The sequence below is a fragment of the Alteromonas sp. W12 genome, from assembly GCF_001924945.1.
Lineage (GTDB): Bacteria > Pseudomonadota > Gammaproteobacteria > Enterobacterales > Alteromonadaceae > Alteromonas > Alteromonas macleodii.
The window spans coordinates 1,495,738-1,516,739 of record NZ_LQXH01000001.1 but is presented as its reverse complement, the minus strand read 5'-3'; the positions used below and the strand labels follow the sequence as shown (position 1 = coordinate 1,516,739).

Here is a 21,002-nt window from a genome sequence, read left to right as displayed (position 1 = left end):
CAGATACTGATGAAAAAGCACTTACAATTCGCAGTCGCTGTGTTGGGAACCGTATTGGTTACTGGCTGTGGCTTTCATTTGCGAAGTAGCCCTAGCTTACCTGACGACATAAACACCGTTGCTATTGAAAGTGCCCGAGCACACGCGCCCTTGGCGCGTGCGCTTGATAAACGCTTAAACGTTTACGGTTTATCCAGTGTTAGCGTAGATAAAACATCGCGCTCTAACCAAAACGTAAACATCTATTTGCTTCCAGAGAAATTAGAACGTCAGCTGCTGTCGGTTTATCCTTCGGGTCAAGTTGCTGAATATGAACTGATATATGTTGTGCGTTACCGCGTGCAGTTTCCTGGTAAGGAAGCGGTAATGGTGCAATTTGAAGTAGTACGTGACTATCAAGACGACCCTGACCAAGTGTTGGCAAAGTCTCGCGAACTTGAATTGATGCTAAGTGAAATGCGCGATGAAGCCGCTGACATCATGATCAGACGCCTTTCCAGTCAGGCAGCCGCTGCACCAAATGCATCAACTTCCGTTAGTCTGTAAACATCAGAATTTTTCATGCAGATTTATCCAAACCAATTTAGCCAAGATATCACCAAGGCACTTCGCCCGTGCTATCTGGTGTTTGGAGATGAACCCCAGCAGAAGTTTGATGTCATTGAGCAAATACGCGCTAAAGCAAAAGCCAATGGCTTTGAAGAGCGTACAGTACTAGTTGCTGAAACAGGCTTTAACTGGAATCAGTTGATTGAAGCCACACAAAGCATGTCGCTTTTCTCAAGCCAACAGTTTATTGAATTAGAGCTACCTACGGGAAAACCGGGCACTGAAGGCAGTAAAATGCTGCAAGAAGTCGCGGCATCATTAAACCCCGATATTTTGCTGCTGGTTCACGGCCCCAAAATTGGCAAAGACGTGCAGCGCGGCAAATGGTTTAAAGTGCTTGATGATTTGGGCGCGTCGGTATTGTGTTACCCGTTGGAAGGCAAGCAGCTCAATGCATGGCTAAACCAGCAGTTAAATGCCCACCAACTCTCCGTATCAGCGTCGGGTGCTAAGATGATTGCTGATTTCTGCGAAGGCAACATGCTTGCTGCTAAGCAAGAAATTGATAAGCTCGCCCTACTCTATCCACACCAGTCTATTTCAGACGAACAAATTGAAAAGGCGATGGTCGATCAGTCGCGTTTCAACGTGTTTCAACTGGTTGACGTTATGCTTAGCGGCGACAGTACCCGCTGCATAAAAATGCTATACCGATTAGAGAGTGAGGGTCTGGAGACTAACATCATTATTTGGGCGCTTATTCGAGAGTGGGAGCAGTTATGGAAACTAAAACTAGCGCAGCAAAGCGGTGCCCCCATTCAGTGGCAAAAATTCGGTATTTGGCGTAATAGACAAGGTTTTTATCAAAGTGCCTTGAATCGTCTGAGCGTCGCGCAGCTAGAAGACATCCAAAAAGCGTTGACTCAGTCAGATCACGCATTCAAACAAAATGTCATTGCCCGCCCTTACGTTGAAATGTGTCACCTGTGCATGATGTTCATGGGTATGGACCTTCGCGAAATTCCTTTGTTACAGGCATAATGGGCAATTCTAAGTGAGTCTTTCCGGCGCTTCTCGAGCAAACCCAACGGTGAAAGCCATTCTTGGTGGTACGTTTAATCCGCCGCATAAAGGCCATATTGGTGCGGCACTTAAAGCGGCAGATGAAATTGGCGTAAACCACGTTCATCTCATGCCTTGTAAATTAGCTCCGCATAAGTCAGTAGGTGTGTCAGAAAGCCATCGGGTAAAAATGATTGAACTTTGCGCCCAAAACAATGACAGACTTATTCCAGAGTTAATTGAACTGGCGCTTCCGTCACCCTCTTATACAGTTAAAACACTGCGTGCACTTAAAGGGAAAAGCGATGACACAATCTGTTTTTTCATTGGCGCAGATTCACTGTATAATCTGGACAAATGGTACGAGTGGGAACACCTGCTCGATTATTGTCACTTAGTGGTTATGCGCAGAGACGATGAGAAATTTTCGCCTCCTCCCGCAATACAAGCTTGGTTAGATTGTCATGTGGCTAACGATAAAAGTGTTATTCACGCAAAGCCTGCAGGCCATGTAGTGTTAACCAACACACCGCTTTTTAGTGTTTCATCTACTGAAATTCGTGACGTACTAGCAAGTGCTGCCACGTCCGAGAAATCGGGTACGCCAAACAGTTCAAATGCTGACCTATCTAACTTATGGTTAGAAGAAAGCGTTTTAGATTACATAAACGAACATCAGTTATATAAAAGTTAAGTAAGTGAGGAAAACTCTTGGAGAGTCAACAGCTCAAACAGTTTGTTAAAGACAAAATTGACGATATGAAAGGCCGTGATGTTATTGAACTAGACGTTCGCGGCAAATCAAGTATTACAGATACCATGATCATTTGTTCAGGTAACTCAAAGCGCCACGTTTCATCTATTGCAGAAAATGTCATGGTAGAAGCGAAGAAAGCGGGCCACGCACCTGGAAGTGTGGAAGGTAAGGAAACCGGCGAATGGGTTCTGGTTGATTTTGGTGATGTTATTTTGCACGTTATGCAAGATGAAACCCGTGATTTCTACCAGCTAGAGAAACTGTGGTCGTAGTGGCGTAAATGCTTGCTATAAACATGCAGTAACACGGTCAATAAAGGCCATACTCAAATGCGTATGGCCTTTATTGTATAAGTGAAATACTAATTCCTGCGGTAAGGGTAAAAGAAGTGCGTATACAAATCGTCGCGGTCGGAACAAAAATGCCAAGCTGGGTAAGTACAGGCGTGGATGAGTTTATTCGTCGTTTCCCTAGCGACATGCCAGTGTCCTTTACTGAAATACCCGCCGGAAAGCGAGGCAAAAACGCGGATATTAAGCGCATTTTGGAAAAAGAAGGCGAGCAAATGCTAGCCGCTATTCCCAAAGGAAATCGCATTGTTACGTTAGAAGTAACAGGTAAACCCTGGGACACTCCCACGCTTGCTAAACAACTCGACAATTGGAAAATGGACGGGCGCGATGTAAGTCTGCTTATTGGTGGTCCAGAAGGGCTAGCACCAGAATGTATTGCTGCGTCGGAACAAAAGTGGTCCTTATCAGCCTTAACTCTACCCCATCCACTTGTTAGGATCATTCTTACCGAAAGCCTGTACCGCGCGTGGTCGGTGACGCAAAACCACCCATATCACCGTGAGTAATTGGTCGCTTTATTAATGCAAAGGAAGTCAATGCAACGAAAACGTCAAGCAATACGGGACCACTCCGCTGAAGCGAACTTGTTCGCGCGCCGAGCGACCATTGCTTTTATTATTGTTGTGGCCATGTTGGGCATTGTACTTAACAACCTCTATTCTTTGCAGGTCACCCAGTTTGAAGATTATCAAACCCGGTCTAACGGTAACCGAATTAAAGTGCTGCCCGTAGCGCCTAACCGCGGTCTCATTTATGACCGTAACGGCGTGCTTTTAGCGGAGAACCGTCCGGTTTTCAGTTTGGAAGTTATTCCAGAGCAAGTGGATGATATTGAACAAACCCTTGCAGATCTGACCGAATTAATGAGCATCACCAGCGATGAAATTGAACGCTTTCAATCTACGCTAAAAGGAACGCGGAGATTTAAACCCGTTGCGCTTCGCACTCAGCTAAGCGAAGAAGAAGTAGCGCTGTTCTCTGCCAGCAAACACAAGTTTCCAGGTGTTCAAATTGAAGCGCGTTTAGCTCGTCATTACCCTTATAAAGAAACGCTTACCCATGCACTGGGTTATGTTGCACGCATTAACAAGCGAGACTTACAAAAACTCGTTGAAGCAGGCCAAGAAGATAATTATGCCGCAACCCACGATATCGGTAAGTTAGGCATAGAGAAATACCACGAAGAGCTGCTTCATGGAAAAGTGGGTTATCAGCAGGTCGAAGTAAACAACCAAGGCCGAATTATTCGTGTACTCAGCGTTGAGCCACCAACACCGGGTAAAGACATCGTACTTAACCTGGATTTAGAGCTTCAGTTAGAAGCCCAGCGAATAATAGAAGGCATGCGCGGCGCTGTAGTGGTTACCGATGTTAAAACAGGTGGCGTATTGGCACTTTACTCTAACCCTAGTTACGACCCCAATTTATTTGTGCACGGTATCAGCAGCAAGAATTACTCTGCGCTACTGAATTCGCCGGACCGCCCGCTAATTAACAGGGCGACACAAGGACAATACCCTCCCGCTTCTACCATTAAACCGCACCTTGGTTTTGTTGGACTAGAAGAAGGCATTATCACCAAAGACTACACCATTAACGATACAGGTCGCTATCAATTGCCAAATGTGTCGCACGTGTGGCGCGATTGGCGTCGATGGGGACATGGCAAAGTTAACGTATCAAAAGCAATAGAAGTGTCGTGCGATACGTATTATTACGAGCTAGCGTATAAATTGGGTATCGATAAAATCAGTGAATCTATGTACGAATTCGGATTCGGAGATTTCACGGGTATCGATCTTTACGAAGAGTCAGATGCCAACATGCCTAGCCGAGGCTGGAAACGTGCTCGCTTTAATCAACCTTGGTATATTGGTGACACCATCCCCGTTGGAATAGGACAGAGCTATTGGACCACCACGCCGGTACAGTTAAATACATCGGTTAACACGCTGATCAATGCTGGGGAACGCTATATTCCACAAATCATTCGCGGTTATATGAACACCGATAGTTCTGTCGACCTTATCCCGCTTAAGTCGCTGCGGCCTATAGAGATTAAGAACCGTAACAATTTGGATGTGGTGTTAAACGCTATGCGCGATGTTGTGAGTGGCGAGGAAGGCGGCGCGCGTCATGCATTTGCAGATACCCCTTACGACTCTGCGGGTAAGACAGGAACAGCACAGTTGTTTACCGTTGGCCAAAATGAAAAATATGACGCTACTAAAATTGATGAGCGTCTTCGAGACAATGCCATGTATGTTGGCTTTGCCCCTTTCAATGATCCAGAGATATCGGTAACCGTGGTCCTTGAAAACGTAGGCGGAGGTAGTAAGAACGCAGCACCCGTCGCCCGTCAAATCATGGATTTCTATTTCAGGGACCGAGTTTTTGAAACTGCCGAAGCTGACTCGGCAAACAGTGATAATGAATTAGGGACAAATTAGTGAAGAGAACCACCATAAATCCTAATAAAGTAAGTTTTCTTCAGCGCATTCATATCGATGGCTGGCTGTTAGTCGGGCTACTCGTGCTAAGTTGTGTTGGGCTATTTACTCTGTACTCGGCGTCAGGTCAGGATATGGAGCAAATGGAGCGCCAGTTTATCAGGCTGGGATTTAGCTTTATCGTTATGTTCGGATTAGCCCAAGCCCCTTTGGGCGTGTTTAGGTTTTTCTCAACCTATGCCTATGGTGCAGGCCTGCTCATGCTAATTGCCGTTTTATTATTTGGTGATATGGGCAAAGGCGCACAGCGCTGGCTAGACCTGGGCTTTATCCGTTTTCAGCCCTCTGAACTGATGAAGCTTGCCGTGCCTATGATGGTTGCATGGTATATCAGTAAATTCACTATGCCGCCGCGCACCACCCACATTATCGTTGGGTTTGGTTTGGTGGTCGTGCCCACCATTCTCATTGCAAAGCAGCCTGATTTAGGGACCTCGTTACTCATCGCCAGTTCAGGTATCTTTGCCATATTCCTGGCAGGTATGAGCTGGCGTCTTATTTCAGTAGTGGGCGGCCTCATTGGCGCGTTTGCGCCTGTGATGTGGTTCTTTTTAATGAAGGATTACCAAAAGCAGCGGGTTCTTACTTTTTTGAACCCAGAAAGCGACCCGCTAGGTTCTGGCTACCACATAATCCAATCTAAAATTGCCATTGGTTCCGGTGGTGTAGACGGCAAAGGCTGGCTGCAAGGCACGCAATCACAACTCGAGTTTCTACCTGAACGTCACACTGACTTTATCTTTTCAGTATTCAGTGAAGAGTTTGGTCTTACCGGTGTAATGTGTTTAATGGCAATATATATTTTTATAATTATGCGCGGCCTTATAATTTCTAGCCGGGCACAAGACGCCTATGCAAAATTGCTTGGCGGCAGTATTACCCTTACCTTTTTTGTTTATGTGTTTGTAAACATGGGCATGGTGTCCGGATTACTTCCCGTGGTGGGTGTTCCCCTTCCTCTAGTGAGCTTTGGAGGAACATCTATGGTGACTTTAATGGCAGGTTTTGGCATTCTTATGGCCATTGCCACTCAGAAACGTTTAATGTCTAGATAACTTGTATGTTGCAGCGCCTTTTTTCGGTACTTGATTTTGTAAAAGCGGGTTTAGTTAATGCGGGTCTTGTTAACCAAAATCTGGCAAACGGACAGTTCTTTCGCTATGGCTCAGCTGTTTTTATAGTTTTGGCATTAGTGGGATGCCAAAGTGCACCTACACAATCTGGTCGCTATACTCAAAAGCAAGACTCAGCGCCTAAGCACGTTGCCAAGAAACCAGAAACACTTGATGCTGTGCCAAAATACGAAGCCTACCGCATGTTTAACAGCAGGCCTTACAAGGTACTGGGCAAGCACTACACGCCAATGAATAGTGGTAAAGGCTATGAAGAGGTTGGTTATGCCAGTTGGTATGGTCAGAAGTTTCACGGTCACTTAACCTCAAATGGCGAAACTTACAATATGTTTGCCATGAGCGCGGCTCACAAAACATTGCCACTGCCCTCTTACGTGCGTGTTACTAACTTGGAAAATAACAAACAAGCGATCGTCCGCGTTAACGACCGCGGCCCTTTTCACGATGATAGAATTATCGATTTGTCGTATGCAGCCGCAGTAAAACTAGGCTACCACAGCAAAGGCACAGCGCGAGTCAAACTTGAAGTTATCCACTTTGACGAACAAAACAATGTGACGGTGGGAAACAGTCCAACCGTTACATACGATGAATACTTAGGTATTGCGGTAGTACCCGCACCGGCCTTGGCAGCAACTTCACCCACCCCGCCATTAGCCCCCTCTTCGAACACCGCGGATACCAATACAAGCAGCAGTGAGAAAAGTAGCAACGCGGTAAGTGATGCGATCTATATTCAAGTTGCTGCGCTTTCAAACGCCGAGAAGGCAAAATCTATCTCTAACGTGCTATCGGCGTTATATCAAATTCCCGCTCACCTGCCAGTAGCAGATAACATTTATAAACTACAGCTTGGCCCTATCCACGATGAAGCTGTCGTCGCGGAGGTTCTTGAACAATTAAAGCAAAATGGCTATCCCAACGCTTACGCGATTACACAGACCATGTAGTTGGTTGGGTTGTCGCACGCTCATAAAAACAACGACATTGTGGCAGCATTGTGTCATTCAGCAGGCAATATCACGGTTTCTTCGCCTAATACCTACAATCGCGTAAACTTTTTTGATAAAACCTAGTCTTATAAGCAGCCTTTCGTTAAGATCTCTCGTCACCTCAGATAATAAGTAGGTGAAACAACAGAATTCGGTTACGAACTGGACAAAAGCTAAAATTGGGTAGCCATGTTTTGCGGTCATCGTTTCGCGGTCATCGCAACAATAGGGTAAGCTTTAACTCACACGGATAAAACGGTCAAAGAAATTAGAACCATGCTCAGAATAATTCAACGCGCTAAACCGTCATTACTTTCATTTGCCTTTTTGGTGATAGGCACTTTACTACACACAGCAAATGCTGCCGTAGTCACTCCGCCTGCTCCTTCAGTTGCCGCAGAAGGTTTTCTTCTAACCGACTTTGAAACGGGTCATGTGATTGCATCTAAAAATGCGGACATGCAGCTTGCTCCTGCGAGCTTAACGAAAATAATGACTATTTATGTTATTGGCAAAGAACTACAGGCCGGTAACATCAGCTTAGACGACGAAGTGACTATCTCGGAAAACGCATGGGCGAAGAAATTCCCTGACTCGTCAAAAATGTTTATTGAAGTAGGTACACAAGTTTCAGTACGTGACTTACTACGTGGCATTGTTGTGCAGTCAGGTAACGACGCCTGTGTTGCTATGGCAGAACACGTAGCAGGTTCAGAATCTGCTTTTGCCAGCATGATGAATGCACACACGGCATCACTTGGCATGAGTGGTTCTCACTGGGTTAATGCTCACGGTCTTCACGACCCAGACCACTACACTACCCCTCGTGACATGGCGATTCTGTCTCGCGCGCTTATCGCAGAAACGCCAGAAATGTACAAGATTTATAGCGAGAAGGAATTCACCTACAACGGCATTAAGCAATACAACCGCAATAGCCTGTTGTGGGACAAAAGCTTAAACGTTGATGGCATTAAAACTGGCCACACGTCTGATGCGGGCTACAGCCTAATCACTTCTGCAGAGCAAGGCGGTATGCGTCTAATCTCTGTAGTCATGGGGACTGATAGCGAACGTGCACGTAAAGTTGAAAACAAAAAGCTACTTAAGTACGGCTTCCGTTTTTACGAGACACTTACGCCGTACCAAGCTGGTCATAGTTTCGTTGCTCACCGCATCTATATGGGTGATAGAGAGACAGTAGACCTTGGAATTAATCAATCTACCCCCATTACTATTCCACGCGGTCAGGCGGCTAATTTAGAAGCTAACTTCGAACTTGATGACAAACTTGAAGCACCACTTGCAAAAGGTCAGGTTGTTGGAAAACTTTATCTACAACTAGACGGTGAAGATGTGGCTAGTTATCCCCTAGTTACCCTTCAAGAAGTAAAAGAAGGCAGCTTCTTTAATCGCATGAAAGACTACATTATGCTTCAGCTAGGATTTGACGACGAGTAAACACCTTTACTGAATACGTTAAAAAGCTAGTTGTGAAGCGGCCAGATTTGTTACAATCTGGCCGTTTTTTTATATGATATTTTAAGTACCAAGGATATCGCATGGATACCCGTTTCGACGAATTACTAGATTTTCCAACAAACCAAACGTTTAAAGTCATGGGCGTTGCTCATGAAGACCTACCTCAACAGGTAGTGAGCTGCCTTCAGCAACATGCGCCAGGCGATTACTCGCCTAACGTAAAACCAAGTAGTAAAGGTACTTACCACTCGGTTTCTATCAGTGTGCGTGTAACCAGTAAAGAGCACATGGAAACCATTTACACTGAACTTGCCAAATTAGAGCTGGTTAGGGTTGTACTTTAAGTGAATGAGCAGTCGATAGCGTCTGACGCAAACGGCGTTATAGTGCGTCAATTAGGGCGTCAGCCGTATGAGCCTATCTTCGAGGCAATGAAGCGCTTCACCGATGAACGCGACCAAAACACCCAGGATGAAATTTGGCTTGTTGAGCACGATGCTGTCTTTACGCAAGGACAAGCGGGCAAAGCTGAACACATACTTATGCCTGGTGACATTCCTGTTGTTCAGGTTGACCGGGGCGGCCAAGTGACCTACCACGGTCCAGGGCAACAAGTTATTTATCTGATGCTAAACATTAAGCGCAGAAAACTGGGTGTTCGTCATTTAGTCACTGCTATGGAAGAAGCGGTGGTCGGACTACTCGAAAAATATGGCGTAACCGCGTACCCAAAGCCCGATGCGCCTGGCGTATACGTCGATGAGAAGAAAGTTTGTTCATTAGGTTTAAGAATACGTAATGGCTGCTCGTTTCATGGCTTAGCTTTAAATGTTAATATGGACCTATCACCGTTTCAGCGTATTAACCCTTGCGGTTATGCCGGTATGGAAATGATCGATACCGCGCGCCTCAATGGTCCAACTACGCTTGAGACCGCTGGTAATGAATTAACGCATTTGTTGCTAGAAGCGCTTTCCATTGCACAGCCAACATACAAAGAAGGTTTTGATGAGTAATGCACGACCTCAAGCGGGGGTAAAACTCCGTGATGATGAAAAAGTAAAACACATTCCCGTCACTATTATTCCTACTGAAAAGGAAGAAATGCTGCGCAAGCCGGAGTGGATTAAAATCAAGCTTCCTCGTACTACCGAGAAAATTGATCACATCAAACAGACACTTCGCAAAAACAACCTTCACTCTGTGTGTGAAGAAGCGAGTTGTCCTAACCTTGCCGAGTGTTTCAACCACGGTACAGCCACCTTTATGATTCTTGGCGATATTTGTACCCGTCGTTGTCCTTTCTGTGACGTAGCCCACGGTAAACCACTGCCGCCGAGCGCAGAAGAGCCAGAGAAGCTGGCTAAAACCATTGCAGAAATGAATTTGCGCTATGTGGTTATTACTTCTGTTGACCGCGATGACCTTCGCGACGGTGGCGCTCAGCATTTCGTAGATTGTATTAACGCCATTCGCGAACACAGTCCAACAACGACAATCGAAGTATTAGTACCCGATTTTCGTGGACGTATGGATCGTGCACTTGAGATTTTCAAAAACGGCGTGCCTGATGTATTCAACCACAACTTAGAGACGATCCCGCGTCTATACCGTGAATGTCGCCCTGGCGCGAATTACCAATGGTCGTTAGATTTGCTTAAGAAGTTTAAAGCGCAACACCCTGACGTGATGACCAAATCTGGTCTGATGATGGGTATGGGCGAAGAGAACGAAGAAATTCAAGGCGTACTTGATGATCTGCGCGCTCACAATGTGGACATGCTTACGCTGGGTCAATACCTTCAGCCAAGCCGTCACCACTACCCGGTTAAGCGCTACGTACACCCTAAGGAATTCGACGCCCTTGGTGACTACGCAAAAGAAATTGGCTTCACGCATGCAGCATGTGGCCCAATGGTCCGCTCGAGCTACCATGCAGACCAACAAGCAGCGGGTAAAGAAGTTAAGTAGTACCGAACTTCAGCATAGGGCTCAGCCTAACGTTGCTAAAAAGTTGATACAGAATAAAAGCGGTGATCTTCACCGCTTTTTTGTGCCTTCGTATTTCAGGGTGACAAACCCGTGGGTATTGTTAGAATGCCCGTCAAATTACGCTATCCCCTTTTGAAAAGTATTCCCAAATTAAGGGTAAGGTCATTTCATGCGCAAACATATATATATTGCCTATACAGGTGGAACTATTGGTATGAAGCCGTCCAAGCAAGGCTACGTACCCGCTGCAGGCTTCTTGTCAGACACACTGAAAAAGATGCCGGAGTTTCACCGTTCTGAAATGCCCCTTTTTACACTACATGAATACGATAACCTTATCGATTCATCAGACATGGATCCGTCTGACTGGCAGCGTATTGCCGATGATATCGCCGACAACTACGACAAGTACGATGGCTTCATTATTTTGCACGGTACAGACACCATGGCATACACCGCCTCGGCGTTGAGTTTCATGCTTGAGGATTTGTCAAAACCTGTCATTGTTACCGGTTCTCAAATTCCACTGGCAGAGCTTCGCTCAGATGGTCAAGTCAACCTTCTAAACGCGTTATACGTTGCCGCGAACTTCCCCATTGCCGAAGTCGGACTGTTCTTCAACAACAGACTACTTCGTGGCAACCGCAGCCGTAAAGTAGATGCAGATGGGTTCAGTGCCTTTGACTCCCCTAACTTTCCTCCACTGTTAGAAGCTGGCATTAACATTCGTCTGAAAGCCGGTGAATTAGCGAAGACACCAAATAACACCTTAACGGTATCGAACGTCAAAGCCCAACCGATCGGCATGGTTAGTTTGTATCCAGGTATTGCGCCGGAGGTGATTAAAAACACGCTGCAGCAGCCGGTGAATGCACTGATTTTACTGAGCTATGGTGTGGGCAATGCACCTCAGAACCCTGAGCTTATTGCACAGTTAAAATACGCAAAAGCCAGAGAAATTCCTGTTTTGAATTGTACCCAGTGTATGCGCGGTCGCGTAAACATGGGTGGCTATGCCACCGGCCATGGCCTACAAGAAGTAGGAGTTTTATCGGGTAGCGATATGACGCCCGAGGCTGCCCTCGCGAAACTGCACTACTTATTAAGTAAAGGGCTTCCTTTTGAGGAAATAAGCCATCTATTAACGCAAAACTTGCGCGGCGAATTAAGCGACTAACAGTCGTTACAAATAAAGTTTTTAAGAAAAAGGTTTCAACAAGTGACAACAACATATTCGGGTATGCTTAAAAAAATGCGTACCTCCGCCGATGAAAACAATACCGTGCACTACTCGCTTCCAATTGGTGATGAGCTGGTAGATATCAATTCTCTTATCGGCAAGGAAGTAACGGTAACCTACTCTGGTGAAATCAACTGTATTCACTGCAACCGCAAAACCAAAAAAAGCTTCAACCAAGGATACTGCTACCCGTGTTTGATATCGCTGGCACAATGCGATAGCTGCATTATTAAGCCAGAAAAGTGCCATTACCACGAAGGGACGTGCAGAGAACCTCAGTGGGGTGAAGAACATTGCTTTAGTGAGCATTTTGTTTATTTGGCTAACACAGGTACGGTAAAAGTGGGCATCACTCGTCAAGTCACCGAAGGCGTGTCTACGCGGTGGATGGATCAAGGAGCTACGCAAGCTACCGTAATGCTGCGAGTTCCTGACAGGCTTACCAGTGGTTTGGTTGAAACGTTATGCAAAGATCACATTGCAGATAAAACCAATTGGCGAACAATGTTAAAGGGCAAACCTGACGAGGTTGATTTAGAACAGGTCAAAACCGAATTAATGGGTAAAATTGAAAGTGAGCTAGAAGCGCTGAAGCAAGAAAAAGGGCTTCAAGCAGTATCAGAAGTGACTACGCCTATCCATGATATTCATTACCCTGTTGAAGATTATCCGGTAAAGATAAAATCTTTAAACTTAGATAAGACACCGTCATTTACTGGTGTATTGCAAGGTATCAAAGGGCAATACTGGATGCTAGATGGCGATCGCGTTATTAATATCAGGAAGTTCGCTGGTTATAATGTAGACCTATCTTTCTAGGTTAAATGTTAGGGTCTTATTTCAGCTTACTTATAAAAATAAGACCCTTCTTACCCGCCGCTAGCTATCTAATGCGGCAGTTTATTCGAATAGGTATCAACTACTGCCAGAATTCAAAGTAGTCGTTACTATTTCTTTGCGGTTTAGGTGCAGGCTCAAACGCTGGTGTTCCTAAATATAAGAAACCTACCAGCTCGTCTTCTTCACTTAAACCTAATCCGTTTCTTACCGTCTCACAGTGTGCGTAGCCACCGGTGCGCCACATGCCGTTAAACCCTTGTGCTACTGCTGCCATTTGCATCGCCATCACGCCACAGCTTGCCGACGCTATCTGCTCAACACGCGGTACCTTTTCATGTTCCACATGCTTTGCGATGGCTACGATAACCATAGGTGCGCGGTGAGGAAGCTGCACGGCACGTTCAATTTCTTTCTGCGACTTTTCATTTTCAATAGCGGATTGCTCATAGAGTGTACCTAGCTTATCCAGCCCTTTTCCTGTGCACACGATAAAACGCCACGGAGTAAGACAAGCATGGTCTGGGGCACGTAGTGCAGCCTGCATAATATTCTCTAAGGCATCTCCACTAGGTGCTGGCGCTTCCAATCGAGGCTGAGAACTTCTGTTGAGTAACAATGTTAATGCGTCCATTTACGTCCCTACTTTATTTTTTCGCGTTGCTATTATAACGCTTCGATTTTCACAATCGAGACAAGCGTGCCAACAACAATAATTTACCTAACCTGAATGCTAGATCCTACGGTTCATAAACGAAAAAGACCAGAAAATTCCGGCCTTTTGTACAGGAAATGGAGCGTCCCTAATTACTTTTAGAACGCATGGCTTTATTCACATAGTAATCGACACTAAAGAAGCGTCCACCACCATAGATAAACAAAACCAAAAGCATAATAAAATAGGTCGCAGCGAATTCGATGCCGTTGTTAAGTACCACAAAGTTACCGCTGGATGTAAGCCAGTCATAATGGCCATGCTCTTGTAACAATGATTTAGCTGCCGCAAGCTTTTCTGGCGCAGCCATAATGTTTTCATTCAGTAAGATTGTACCGTCGGCTAACCATGAAGACGCATCAGCAATAGCGAGCCATCCATTCTTAGCGTGAACACTCACCATAGCGACTATCATGGTTACCATTAATGGAATACTCACCAAGCGCGTCAATGCACCCAATAACAATAGAACACCGCCCACGAGTTCTGCGGCTGTAGCTAAGAACGCCATTACCAAAGGCATTGGTAAACCAAGCCCATAATCATCGTTACCAAACCAATCTACAATACTGTCGAAACTGGATGCTTTATTCCAGCCAGCCTGTATCATCACTGGTGCTAAATACAAGCGCAATAAAAGTAAAGGAATGCCATCTGCCACTTGCAGTCGGGCTACGATTTGTTGGTAAATGTGTGTCATTGTTTTGCCTACTTTGTGTGATTAAGAAATAAGAACGGCACTTTATGAAAAAAATTTCATCGCGCGAAAATAAGCCCTCACCGTTTTTACGACTAATGAAAAAGGGCCATGGAAAAACCGGCTATAAAGCAAAGAATGGAAGATTTCTTATGACGATGAGCGAGGATAGTCACAAACGTATTGCCTCCCTCATTCGAAAGTGGCTGGAACAAGACGAAAAAAAGAACGCAGAATAAAAGTCATCGTAAGTCGCCGAAAACAAAGACACTCACAAAAAATTACAATTAAGTTCGCGATCTTACTCGATTTAGGTAACATAATAGAATGCAGTACGTGAGTAAGGTATGCCTGATCTATCTTGCTCTGGTTAGTTAATTCAAAAAAAGGTAGTGATTAAAATGGCAGCCAAAGGAAATTGGACTAAATCCTTGTTTATTGGCTTGTGGACGGTGCTTAACTTCACCCGCAAACTTTTCTTTAATTTGATATTCATTGTTATTTTTGTTGGATTGATAATCGCAATAACTGGTCAGGACGATGAACAGTTTACCGTAAACAAAGACAGTGCTTTGTTTCTTACGCTTAACGGCAAGCTAGTTATAGAAAAAGAAAGCATTGATCCTTTCGAACAGTTCTTACAAGAATCGCTAGGCAGTGAACCTGAAAACCCAGAAGTATTGGTACGCGATGTAGTGAAAGTGCTTGAAAATGCGCAAAAGGATCGCCGTATTAAAGCTTTGGTTCTTGACCTTCAAGGTCTTACCGGCGGTGGTTTAGACAAGTTGCGCACCGTAGCTAATGCTATTGACGCATTTAAAGAGTCTGAAAAGCCCGTTTATGCCATTGGCGATTACTTTTCCCAAGACCAATATTACTTGGCAGCACACGCTGATAGCATCTATCTGAACCCAATGGGCGGGTTAATGTTTGAAGGCTACGGCCGTTATGGCATGTACTTCAAAGACATGCTAGAAAAGTTAAAAGTAACCACGCATATCTTCCGGGTTGGTACTTATAAATCTGCTGTTGAGCCTATCATGCGAAATGATATGTCTGAAGAAGCAAAAGAAGCGGAGAAACAGTGGTTAGATGGTTACTGGGCACAATACAAAGCGGATGTAGCAGCAGCTCGCGGTATCGATGAAGCAAACTTTGACGAGACCCTTGAAGGTTTATTAGCAAAGTTTGAAGCGGCAGGCGGCGATTTCGCACAGTATGCGCTTGAGAATAATTGGGTAGACGCATTGAAGACCCGCGAAGAAGTAAGATTGGAGCTTACTGAGTTAGTCGGTGAAGATGAAAACAATCACGGCGTTAACCTCACTTCGTTCAATACCTATCTTAAAGTTGTTAACCCGCCTATGCCGGTTATCGAGTCAGATATGGATAAAGTGGCGATTGTAGTTGCCAAGGGCACCATCTTAGACGGTAATCAAAAAGCCGGCACTATAGGTGGCGACAGCACTGCGCGTCTTCTGCGTAAGGCTCGTCTTGATGACAACGTAAAAGCAGTGGTTCTTCAGATTGATTCTCCTGGTGGCAGCGCATTTGCCTCTGAAATTATCCGTCAGGAAGTGTTGCAGCTACAACAAGCAGGTAAGCCCGTTATTGCTTCTATGAGCACCTATGCAGCTTCAGGCGGTTATTGGATTGCAGCAAGTACCGATAGAATAATTGCAAGCCCTAGCACAATTACAGGCTCGATTGGCGTGTTTGGTATGTTTATGACCTACGAGAATTCACTGGATTATTTAGGTATTCACAGTGACGGTGTGGGCTCTACAGAGCTTGCAGGCTTCTCTACTGTGCGTCCACTAGCACCAGAATTCGGTCAGATTCTTCAGCGCAACGTTGAAAACACTTACGGAAACTTCTTGTCGTTGGTTTCAAATGCTCGTGGTATGTCGGTAGAAGAAGTGGATAGTGTTGCCCAAGGACGCGTGTGGATTGGCGAAGATGCAATTGAACTTGGCTTGGTAGACCAGCTTGGTACGGTTGACGATGCTGTAGTTGCTGCGGCCGAGCTCGCCGAGCTCGAAAATTATGATACGTTCTACGTACAACGTACGCTGAGTGCCCAGGAAATTTTCTGGAAGGAATTCTTTGGCCAGGCAATGACGTTTGTGGGCAAATGGCAATTTGCCCATGCCGACTCTGCACTGGTAAATGAATTTAAGCGCGTACTAAAAGAGTTCAGTTTAGTAAACCAACTAAACGACCCTAAGGGTACCTACGTGCTATGTTTGCCTTGTGACGTTAAATAATACGCGCAGCAAATAAGTAGAAACAGTAAAAAGACAGAGGCAGCAACATCGCTTCAAATGACTTAACTCAAGAACAGCGTCGCGCTATTACCGACGCTGTTTTTTATTGCTATGAGCAAGCAGAGCAATACTTCAAGCAAACGTTCAAGCGCCCTACCATCACTTTTAGACGGTCGGGGAAAAATGCGGGCACTGCGTTTTTACAGCAAAACCGCGTGAATTTTCACCCACTTCTGTTTAAAGATAATATCGATGCCTTTTTAAGTGACGTGGTACCACACGAAGTCAGCCATTTGTTGGTATGGGTTCTGTTTGGCAGAGTTCAGCCCCACGGCAAAGAATGGCAGTCGATAATGCGCAGCGTATTTAACTGCACGCCTAATGCTACCCATCAATTTGACGTGAAACGGGTAGCCCGCACTTTTCATTATGTGTGTGACTGTGACACTTATGCGCTAAGTACACGCAGACACAATAATATTTTAAAAGGGGCACAATACAAATGTAGGAAGTGTCAGGCCTTGCTTCGCGCACCAGACGTTGGCAGCCTAAAAGCCAATTGACCCAAGACGCTGTCTAGCGAGCGGTATTTACAGGATACGTGCTGTTAATTAAACCAGTGTTTAGTAAATGCGTTGTCTAAATCGTTAAACGCTGTCTTAAGAAGTTGCGCTAGCTCTTTATATTTTGGTTTTGATTTAGCATTGGTCATAGCCACACCTTGCGAGCGCATTTTTGAGTGGATTTCTTGGTACCAGCTTTTCAGTTGTGGTGGAAGGTATTGGTCAGAGCGGTGTCCTAGCCAAAGCAAGCCTTGCATAGGCAGACTTAAGAAGAAAGCACCTATGGTAATGGTTTGAGGTAGATAATCGGCGCCTAAACTCTGATAGAGCAGCGCGCATGAAACCATTGCCACTGGCGGCATGGTTTTAATTGCAAACTTAGTCGCTGCTACAACTCTACACTCTGGGAAAAAGGCATAGAGTTCTTTTCTTACAGGCCATGTCTTCATGTACTGCTGACCGTTTTTCAACATTGTCATTATTGATTGAGACATGCCTCACCTCTTTGATAAACCTTACTATCAGCATTAATGCTGATATCACTCACGTCATTATTCGATAGTTATAACTAAATTGTAATCCGCTTTTTGGCTAATACAAACTGGTTCTTCTAAATCAGTACGTAATTACAGCGATAAACTATCAACATCGATCTTATCAAATACGATTGCACTGTAGTTAATTAAGTTTCGTTGATGTGGCGGCTGCCTTTTGGTCTGCTGTGAAGATCGGCGTTGTGTAGCTAATACACCCCGCATTAATAATTAAAAGGTATAAGTTCAATCTATCTTTAAGTGACATTTTTCTCGCTTAAAGGCATCATATAGAGCTTAAGCCTAAACATTGTGCTGCATGGCTTTGTTGTTACTTTTGTTAAAGCAAGTGAATAACGACCTGCAGATGTTGCGCTGGCAAATTACTATAATAAAAGTAACTAGGTGTTGAGCTTGATTTACAGATTTTCGCCCCTACCTAGCTTTCTAAGAGAAATTTTATAAGTAACCCTATTGGGTGAATTATTTGGAGAGGAAAATGGCAGAAAGCAGACACGTCCGTCTACTTATCTTGGGTTCAGGCCCTGCAGGTTATTCAGCAGCGGTTTATGCTGCACGTGCAAACCTTAAACCTGTACTGTTAACTGGTATTCAACAAGGCGGACAGCTTACTACCACGACAGAAGTAGAAAACTGGCCGGGCGATCCTGAAGGCCTTACTGGTCCTGATCTAATGGTTCGTATGCAAAAGCATGCTGAAAAGTTCGATACTGAAATTATTTTCGATCACATCAATAAGACCGACTTTTCGAAGCGCCCTTTCACGCTTTACGGAGATAGCGGTACTTATACGTGTGACGCACTAATCATTGCTACAGGTGCTTCAGCTAAATACCTTGGTCTTGAATCAGAGCAAGCGTTTATGGGTAAAGGTGTATCTGCTTGTGCAACCTGTGACGGTTTCTTCTACCGCAATCAAAAAGTAGCGGTAATTGGTGGTGGTAACACCGCTGTTGAAGAGGCGCTTTACCTTTCAAACATTGCATCAGAAGTACATGTTATTCACAGAAGAGATAGCTTTAGAAGTGAAAAAATTCTTGAGCAACGCCTTCGTGATAAAGCAGAAAACGGTAACGTGGTATTACACTTAAACCGTACACTAGATGAAGTGCTCGGTGACGAAATGGGTGTAACCAAAGTCCGTATTAAAGATACGAACAGTGATGCCACTGAAGAGCTTGATGTTATGGGTCTATTCGTTGCTATCGGTCACAAACCGAATACCGATATCTTTGATGGGCAGCTTGAAATGAAAGATGGCTATGTCGTTGTAAACAGCGGTACAAACGGCAATGCGACGCAAACAAGCGTTGAAGGTGTGTTTGCTGCAGGTGACGTGAGCGATCATATTTATCGTCAGGCCATTACATCAGCAGGTACAGGGTGTATGGCGGCGCTAGATGCTGAAAAATACTTAGATGGTACGATGCCTGAACAAGGTTAATACTGTTTCCCAAGCCCTACTGTTCAGTGGGGCTTTTTTCTGGCCCGATTATGATAGCGTTACATTACATCGAAGAAGGCGCGCCCTTCCCTCCAGTCGACACTGCATTAGACGAACCTAACGGCCTGCTAGCATTTGGTGGCGACCTCAGTCCTGCACGTTTATTTTCTGCCTACTCACAGGGCATTTTCCCTTGGTTCAGTGATGACGAACCGCTGTTGTGGTGGTCACCCGACCCCAGAGCCATTATTGAACTCGACAATTTTGTCGCATCGAAAAGCCTTAAGAAGCTTGCTCGAAAACAAAAATACACGGTAACGTTAAATTATGCGTTCGACCGAGTAATTGAAGCCTGTTCATCAACCCCTCGTAAAAACCCAAACACAGGTGAACTCAATAGCGAAACATGGATTACCGATGACATGATTGGGGCTTACCGGCAGCTCAATGGTTTAGGTTTAGCACACTCTGTGGAAGTTTGGGACGGCGAAACACTTGTGGGTGGACTATATGGCGTTGGAATTGGCAAGGTATATTGCGGTGAATCGATGTTTCACCGGGAAAGTAATACGTCAAAACTTGCTATGATGGCGTTGGTTGAGCACATGAAGTCTCACGATATGGCCTTTATTGATTGCCAGCTTCCTACCGATCATTTGGCATCCCTTGGTGCGAATGTGTTATCCCGTGAAAACTTTATTGAAAAACTGGAAAACAACAACCACACTTTAACTGAAGACGGTAGGCTGTCAGAAGACTACCTTAATCGTTGGAAGCCAAGAGTGATTACTCCGTGAAGTTTGGTATAACCCAATCATTTTCATGTAGCTATTTGCCCGATGAGCAAGAGCAATTATTAGTATACGCCGAAAATAATGATTTTCAGGCGTGGCGATACTCGCAACTTATTCAAGTGGGATTTCGACGAAGCGGTGAACAAATTTACCGTCCACACTGCCCAGCCTGCAAGGCGTGTAAGTCGGTGCGAATTCCGGTGAATGCTTATACCCCCTCTCGCAGTCAAAAAAGGCTGTTAAAGGCCAACCAAGGGTTTCGCGTTCAGCTAGTTAGTGAAACTAAAAGCACATACTACCCGTTGTATGAACGCTACATTACGGAGCGACATGCCGACGGTAGTATGTATCCGCCTTCACGAACCCAGTTCGACAATTTCGTTTTGTGTGATTGGATGACAACCCATTACCTAGAGGCCTATGATGGCGACAAGCTCATTGCAGTGGCTGTCACTGACGTTGTCGATGCTAACGAACATATGGGTGCCCTCTCTGCGCTCTACACGTTTTTCGACCCTGACTATAGCTCTGCGTCTTTAGGTACATGGATGATACTCATGCAAATTGAGGAAGCGAGGCGTTTAGGCCACCACTATGTTTATTTGGGCTATTACGTAGAGGGTTGTCAAAAAATGTCTTATAAACACAAATTTTTGCCATTTGAGCAGTTTAGTGACAATGAATGGCATCTATTTAGCAAAAATAGTAAAATACCCACTTAATTGCTTTACACCGAACCCAAGATTGGGTAAGGTCTGCGCGGCAAAAATTTTGAATTACTGAGGTAACTGCTTTACATGGCAAAAGAAGATTGTATTGAAATGGAAGGTACTGTGTTAGACACGCTACCTAACACTATGTTCCGCGTTGAACTAGAAAACGGTCACGTAGTGACTGCACACATCTCTGGTAAAATGCGTAAGAACTATATCCGTATTCTTACTGGCGATAAGGTCACCGTTGAGATGACTCCTTACGATTTGACCAAAGGTCGTATCGTTTATCGCGCAAGATAATGAGCCATTTAAGCGGTAACGCATAAAAAAAGCCCGATTAAGATC

The 21,002-nt window shown here is 44.9% G+C and carries 24 protein-coding genes; 21 read left to right on the top strand and 3 right to left on the bottom strand.

The features are described 5' to 3' along the window. Window positions 1-9 precede the first annotated feature (9 nt). From AWH61_RS06390 to AWH61_RS06325, 14 genes are all read left to right on the top strand, one after another. Window positions 10-546: an LPS-assembly lipoprotein LptE gene (locus tag AWH61_RS06390; protein WP_014949356.1), complete on the top strand. Its 537-nt coding sequence runs from the start codon at window positions 10-12 to the stop codon at window positions 544-546. 15 nt (window positions 547-561) lie between these two features. Next, window positions 562-1,590 carry a DNA polymerase III subunit delta gene (gene holA, locus AWH61_RS06385; protein WP_075176513.1) on the top strand — a complete coding sequence of 343 codons (1,029 nt, stop codon included), beginning with the start codon at window positions 562-564 and terminating at the stop codon, window positions 1,588-1,590. Window positions 1,591-1,603: 13 nt separating this feature from the next. Beyond that, window positions 1,604-2,305 carry a nicotinate (nicotinamide) nucleotide adenylyltransferase gene (gene nadD / locus AWH61_RS06380; protein WP_249922607.1) on the top strand — a complete coding sequence of 234 codons (702 nt, stop codon included), beginning with the start codon at window positions 1,604-1,606 and terminating at the stop codon, window positions 2,303-2,305. 17 nt (window positions 2,306-2,322) lie between these two features. After that, complete coding sequence (gene rsfS / locus AWH61_RS06375) at window positions 2,323-2,640, top strand: ribosome silencing factor (RefSeq protein ID WP_014949353.1); 318 nt, start codon at window positions 2,323-2,325, stop codon at window positions 2,638-2,640. Between the two features lie 116 nt (window positions 2,641-2,756). Beyond that, window positions 2,757-3,227, top strand: a complete 471-nt coding sequence (gene rlmH / locus AWH61_RS06370; protein WP_014949352.1) for a 23S rRNA (pseudouridine(1915)-N(3))-methyltransferase RlmH — start codon at window positions 2,757-2,759, stop codon at window positions 3,225-3,227. A gap of 30 nt (window positions 3,228-3,257) precedes the next feature. Further along, window positions 3,258-5,171, top strand: coding sequence for a penicillin-binding protein 2 (gene mrdA / locus AWH61_RS06365; RefSeq protein WP_075176511.1), 1,914 nt, complete (start codon window positions 3,258-3,260; stop codon window positions 5,169-5,171). Then, window positions 5,171-6,286, top strand: a complete 1,116-nt coding sequence (gene rodA / locus AWH61_RS06360) for a rod shape-determining protein RodA (protein WP_014949350.1) — start codon at window positions 5,171-5,173, stop codon at window positions 6,284-6,286. The genes mrdA and rodA overlap by 1 nt, the downstream gene beginning before the upstream one ends. 5 nt (window positions 6,287-6,291) lie before the next feature. Continuing rightward, window positions 6,292-7,314: a septal ring lytic transglycosylase RlpA family protein gene (locus tag AWH61_RS06355; RefSeq protein WP_075176510.1), complete on the top strand. Its 1,023-nt coding sequence runs from the start codon at window positions 6,292-6,294 to the stop codon at window positions 7,312-7,314. 318 nt (window positions 7,315-7,632) lie between these two features. Beyond that, a complete protein-coding gene (locus tag AWH61_RS06350) occupies window positions 7,633-8,817 on the top strand; it encodes a D-alanyl-D-alanine carboxypeptidase family protein (protein ID WP_014949348.1) in 1,185 nt (394 codons plus the stop codon). Window positions 8,818-8,918: 101 nt separating this feature from the next. Beyond that, a complete protein-coding gene (gene ybeD / locus AWH61_RS06345) occupies window positions 8,919-9,182 on the top strand; it encodes a DUF493 family protein YbeD (protein WP_014949347.1) in 264 nt (87 codons plus the stop codon). Continuing rightward, the gene (lipB, locus tag AWH61_RS06340) at window positions 9,183-9,854 is read left to right on the top strand and encodes a lipoyl(octanoyl) transferase LipB (protein ID WP_014976409.1); all 672 of its coding nucleotides are present in this window, start codon (window positions 9,183-9,185) and stop codon (window positions 9,852-9,854) included. Then, window positions 9,847-10,809 carry a lipoyl synthase gene (gene lipA, locus AWH61_RS06335; RefSeq protein ID WP_014998236.1) on the top strand — a complete coding sequence of 321 codons (963 nt, stop codon included), beginning with the start codon at window positions 9,847-9,849 and terminating at the stop codon, window positions 10,807-10,809. Before lipB ends, lipA begins: the two co-directional genes overlap by 8 nt. Window positions 10,810-10,999: 190 nt before the next feature. Then, window positions 11,000-12,007: an asparaginase gene (gene ansA, locus AWH61_RS06330; RefSeq protein ID WP_014976407.1), complete on the top strand. Its 1,008-nt coding sequence runs from the start codon at window positions 11,000-11,002 to the stop codon at window positions 12,005-12,007. Between the two features lie 42 nt (window positions 12,008-12,049). Then, window positions 12,050-12,889: a DUF2797 domain-containing protein gene (locus AWH61_RS06325; RefSeq protein WP_083605866.1), complete on the top strand. Its 840-nt coding sequence runs from the start codon at window positions 12,050-12,052 to the stop codon at window positions 12,887-12,889. Window positions 12,890-12,989: 100 nt separating this feature from the next. On the opposite strand, the gene AWH61_RS06320 is transcribed toward AWH61_RS06325, so the two are convergent. Next, window positions 12,990-13,541, bottom strand: a complete 552-nt coding sequence (locus AWH61_RS06320) for an NAD(P)H nitroreductase (RefSeq protein ID WP_049588695.1) — start codon at window positions 13,539-13,541, stop codon at window positions 12,990-12,992. A gap of 169 nt (window positions 13,542-13,710) precedes the next feature. Continuing rightward, entirely contained in the window at window positions 13,711-14,322 is a 612-nt protein-coding gene (locus AWH61_RS06315) for an HvfX family Cu-binding RiPP maturation protein (protein WP_014949341.1), read from the bottom strand. A gap of 44 nt (window positions 14,323-14,366) precedes the next feature. On the opposite strand from AWH61_RS06315, the gene AWH61_RS06310 reads away from it, so the two are divergent. The 3 genes from AWH61_RS06310 (at window position 14,367) to AWH61_RS06300 (ending at window position 17,149) form a co-directional block, all read left to right on the top strand. Continuing rightward, window positions 14,367-14,558, top strand: coding sequence for a hypothetical protein (locus AWH61_RS06310; protein WP_075176508.1), 192 nt, complete (start codon window positions 14,367-14,369; stop codon window positions 14,556-14,558). A 162-nt stretch (window positions 14,559-14,720) separates the two neighbouring features. Continuing rightward, window positions 14,721-16,586, top strand: coding sequence for a signal peptide peptidase SppA (sppA, locus tag AWH61_RS06305; protein ID WP_014949339.1), 1,866 nt, complete (start codon window positions 14,721-14,723; stop codon window positions 16,584-16,586). A gap of 47 nt (window positions 16,587-16,633) precedes the next feature. Further along, window positions 16,634-17,149 carry a SprT family zinc-dependent metalloprotease gene (locus AWH61_RS06300; RefSeq protein ID WP_075176507.1) on the top strand — a complete coding sequence of 172 codons (516 nt, stop codon included), beginning with the start codon at window positions 16,634-16,636 and terminating at the stop codon, window positions 17,147-17,149. A 44-nt stretch (window positions 17,150-17,193) separates the two neighbouring features. On the opposite strand, the gene yfbV is transcribed toward AWH61_RS06300, so the two are convergent. After that, complete coding sequence (gene yfbV, locus AWH61_RS06295) at window positions 17,194-17,643, bottom strand: terminus macrodomain insulation protein YfbV (RefSeq protein ID WP_014979203.1); 450 nt, start codon at window positions 17,641-17,643, stop codon at window positions 17,194-17,196. A 538-nt stretch (window positions 17,644-18,181) separates the two neighbouring features. On the opposite strand from yfbV, the gene trxB reads away from it, so the two are divergent. The 4 genes from trxB (at window position 18,182) to infA (ending at window position 20,957) form a co-directional block, all read left to right on the top strand. Next, window positions 18,182-19,147 carry a thioredoxin-disulfide reductase gene (gene trxB / locus AWH61_RS06290; RefSeq protein WP_075176506.1) on the top strand — a complete coding sequence of 322 codons (966 nt, stop codon included), beginning with the start codon at window positions 18,182-18,184 and terminating at the stop codon, window positions 19,145-19,147. Between the two features lie 50 nt (window positions 19,148-19,197). Next, entirely contained in the window at window positions 19,198-19,944 is a 747-nt protein-coding gene (gene aat / locus AWH61_RS06285) for a leucyl/phenylalanyl-tRNA--protein transferase (RefSeq protein WP_061486964.1), read from the top strand. After that, complete coding sequence (locus tag AWH61_RS06280) at window positions 19,941-20,663, top strand: arginyltransferase (protein ID WP_014949334.1); 723 nt, start codon at window positions 19,941-19,943, stop codon at window positions 20,661-20,663. The genes aat and AWH61_RS06280 overlap by 4 nt, the downstream gene beginning before the upstream one ends. A 75-nt stretch (window positions 20,664-20,738) precedes the next feature. Further along, window positions 20,739-20,957: a translation initiation factor IF-1 gene (infA, locus tag AWH61_RS06275; RefSeq protein ID WP_014949333.1), complete on the top strand. Its 219-nt coding sequence runs from the start codon at window positions 20,739-20,741 to the stop codon at window positions 20,955-20,957. Window positions 20,958-21,002: the final 45 nt, after the last annotated feature.

Bases quoted from the DNA above. Each gene is read 5' to 3' on its own strand.
- AWH61_RS06390 (WP_014949356.1), top strand. From the start codon at position 10: ATGAAAAAGCACTTACAATTCGCAGTCGCTGTGTTGGGAACCGTATTG.
- trxB (WP_075176506.1), top strand. From the start codon at position 18,182: ATGGCAGAAAGCAGACACGTCCGTCTACTTATCTTGGGTTCAGGCCCT.
- aat (WP_061486964.1), top strand. From the start codon at position 19,198: ATGATAGCGTTACATTACATCGAAGAAGGCGCGCCCTTCCCTCCAGTC.
- AWH61_RS06350 (WP_014949348.1), top strand. From the start codon at position 7,633: ATGCTCAGAATAATTCAACGCGCTAAACCGTCATTACTTTCATTTGCC.
- ansA (WP_014976407.1), top strand. From the start codon at position 11,000: ATGCGCAAACATATATATATTGCCTATACAGGTGGAACTATTGGTATG.
- AWH61_RS06355 (WP_075176510.1), top strand. From the start codon at position 6,292: ATGTTGCAGCGCCTTTTTTCGGTACTTGATTTTGTAAAAGCGGGTTTA.
- AWH61_RS06315 (WP_014949341.1), bottom strand. From the start codon at position 14,322: ATGACACACATTTACCAACAAATCGTAGCCCGACTGCAAGTGGCAGAT.
- infA (WP_014949333.1), top strand. From the start codon at position 20,739: ATGGCAAAAGAAGATTGTATTGAAATGGAAGGTACTGTGTTAGACACG.
- mrdA (WP_075176511.1), top strand. From the start codon at position 3,258: ATGCAACGAAAACGTCAAGCAATACGGGACCACTCCGCTGAAGCGAAC.
- AWH61_RS06310 (WP_075176508.1), top strand. From the start codon at position 14,367: ATGAAAAAAATTTCATCGCGCGAAAATAAGCCCTCACCGTTTTTACGA.
- holA (WP_075176513.1), top strand. From the start codon at position 562: ATGCAGATTTATCCAAACCAATTTAGCCAAGATATCACCAAGGCACTT.
- sppA (WP_014949339.1), top strand. From the start codon at position 14,721: ATGGCAGCCAAAGGAAATTGGACTAAATCCTTGTTTATTGGCTTGTGG.
- AWH61_RS06320 (WP_049588695.1), bottom strand. From the start codon at position 13,541: ATGGACGCATTAACATTGTTACTCAACAGAAGTTCTCAGCCTCGATTG.
- yfbV (WP_014979203.1), bottom strand. From the start codon at position 17,643: ATGTCTCAATCAATAATGACAATGTTGAAAAACGGTCAGCAGTACATG.
- ybeD (WP_014949347.1), top strand. From the start codon at position 8,919: ATGGATACCCGTTTCGACGAATTACTAGATTTTCCAACAAACCAAACG.
- lipA (WP_014998236.1), top strand. From the start codon at position 9,847: ATGAGTAATGCACGACCTCAAGCGGGGGTAAAACTCCGTGATGATGAA.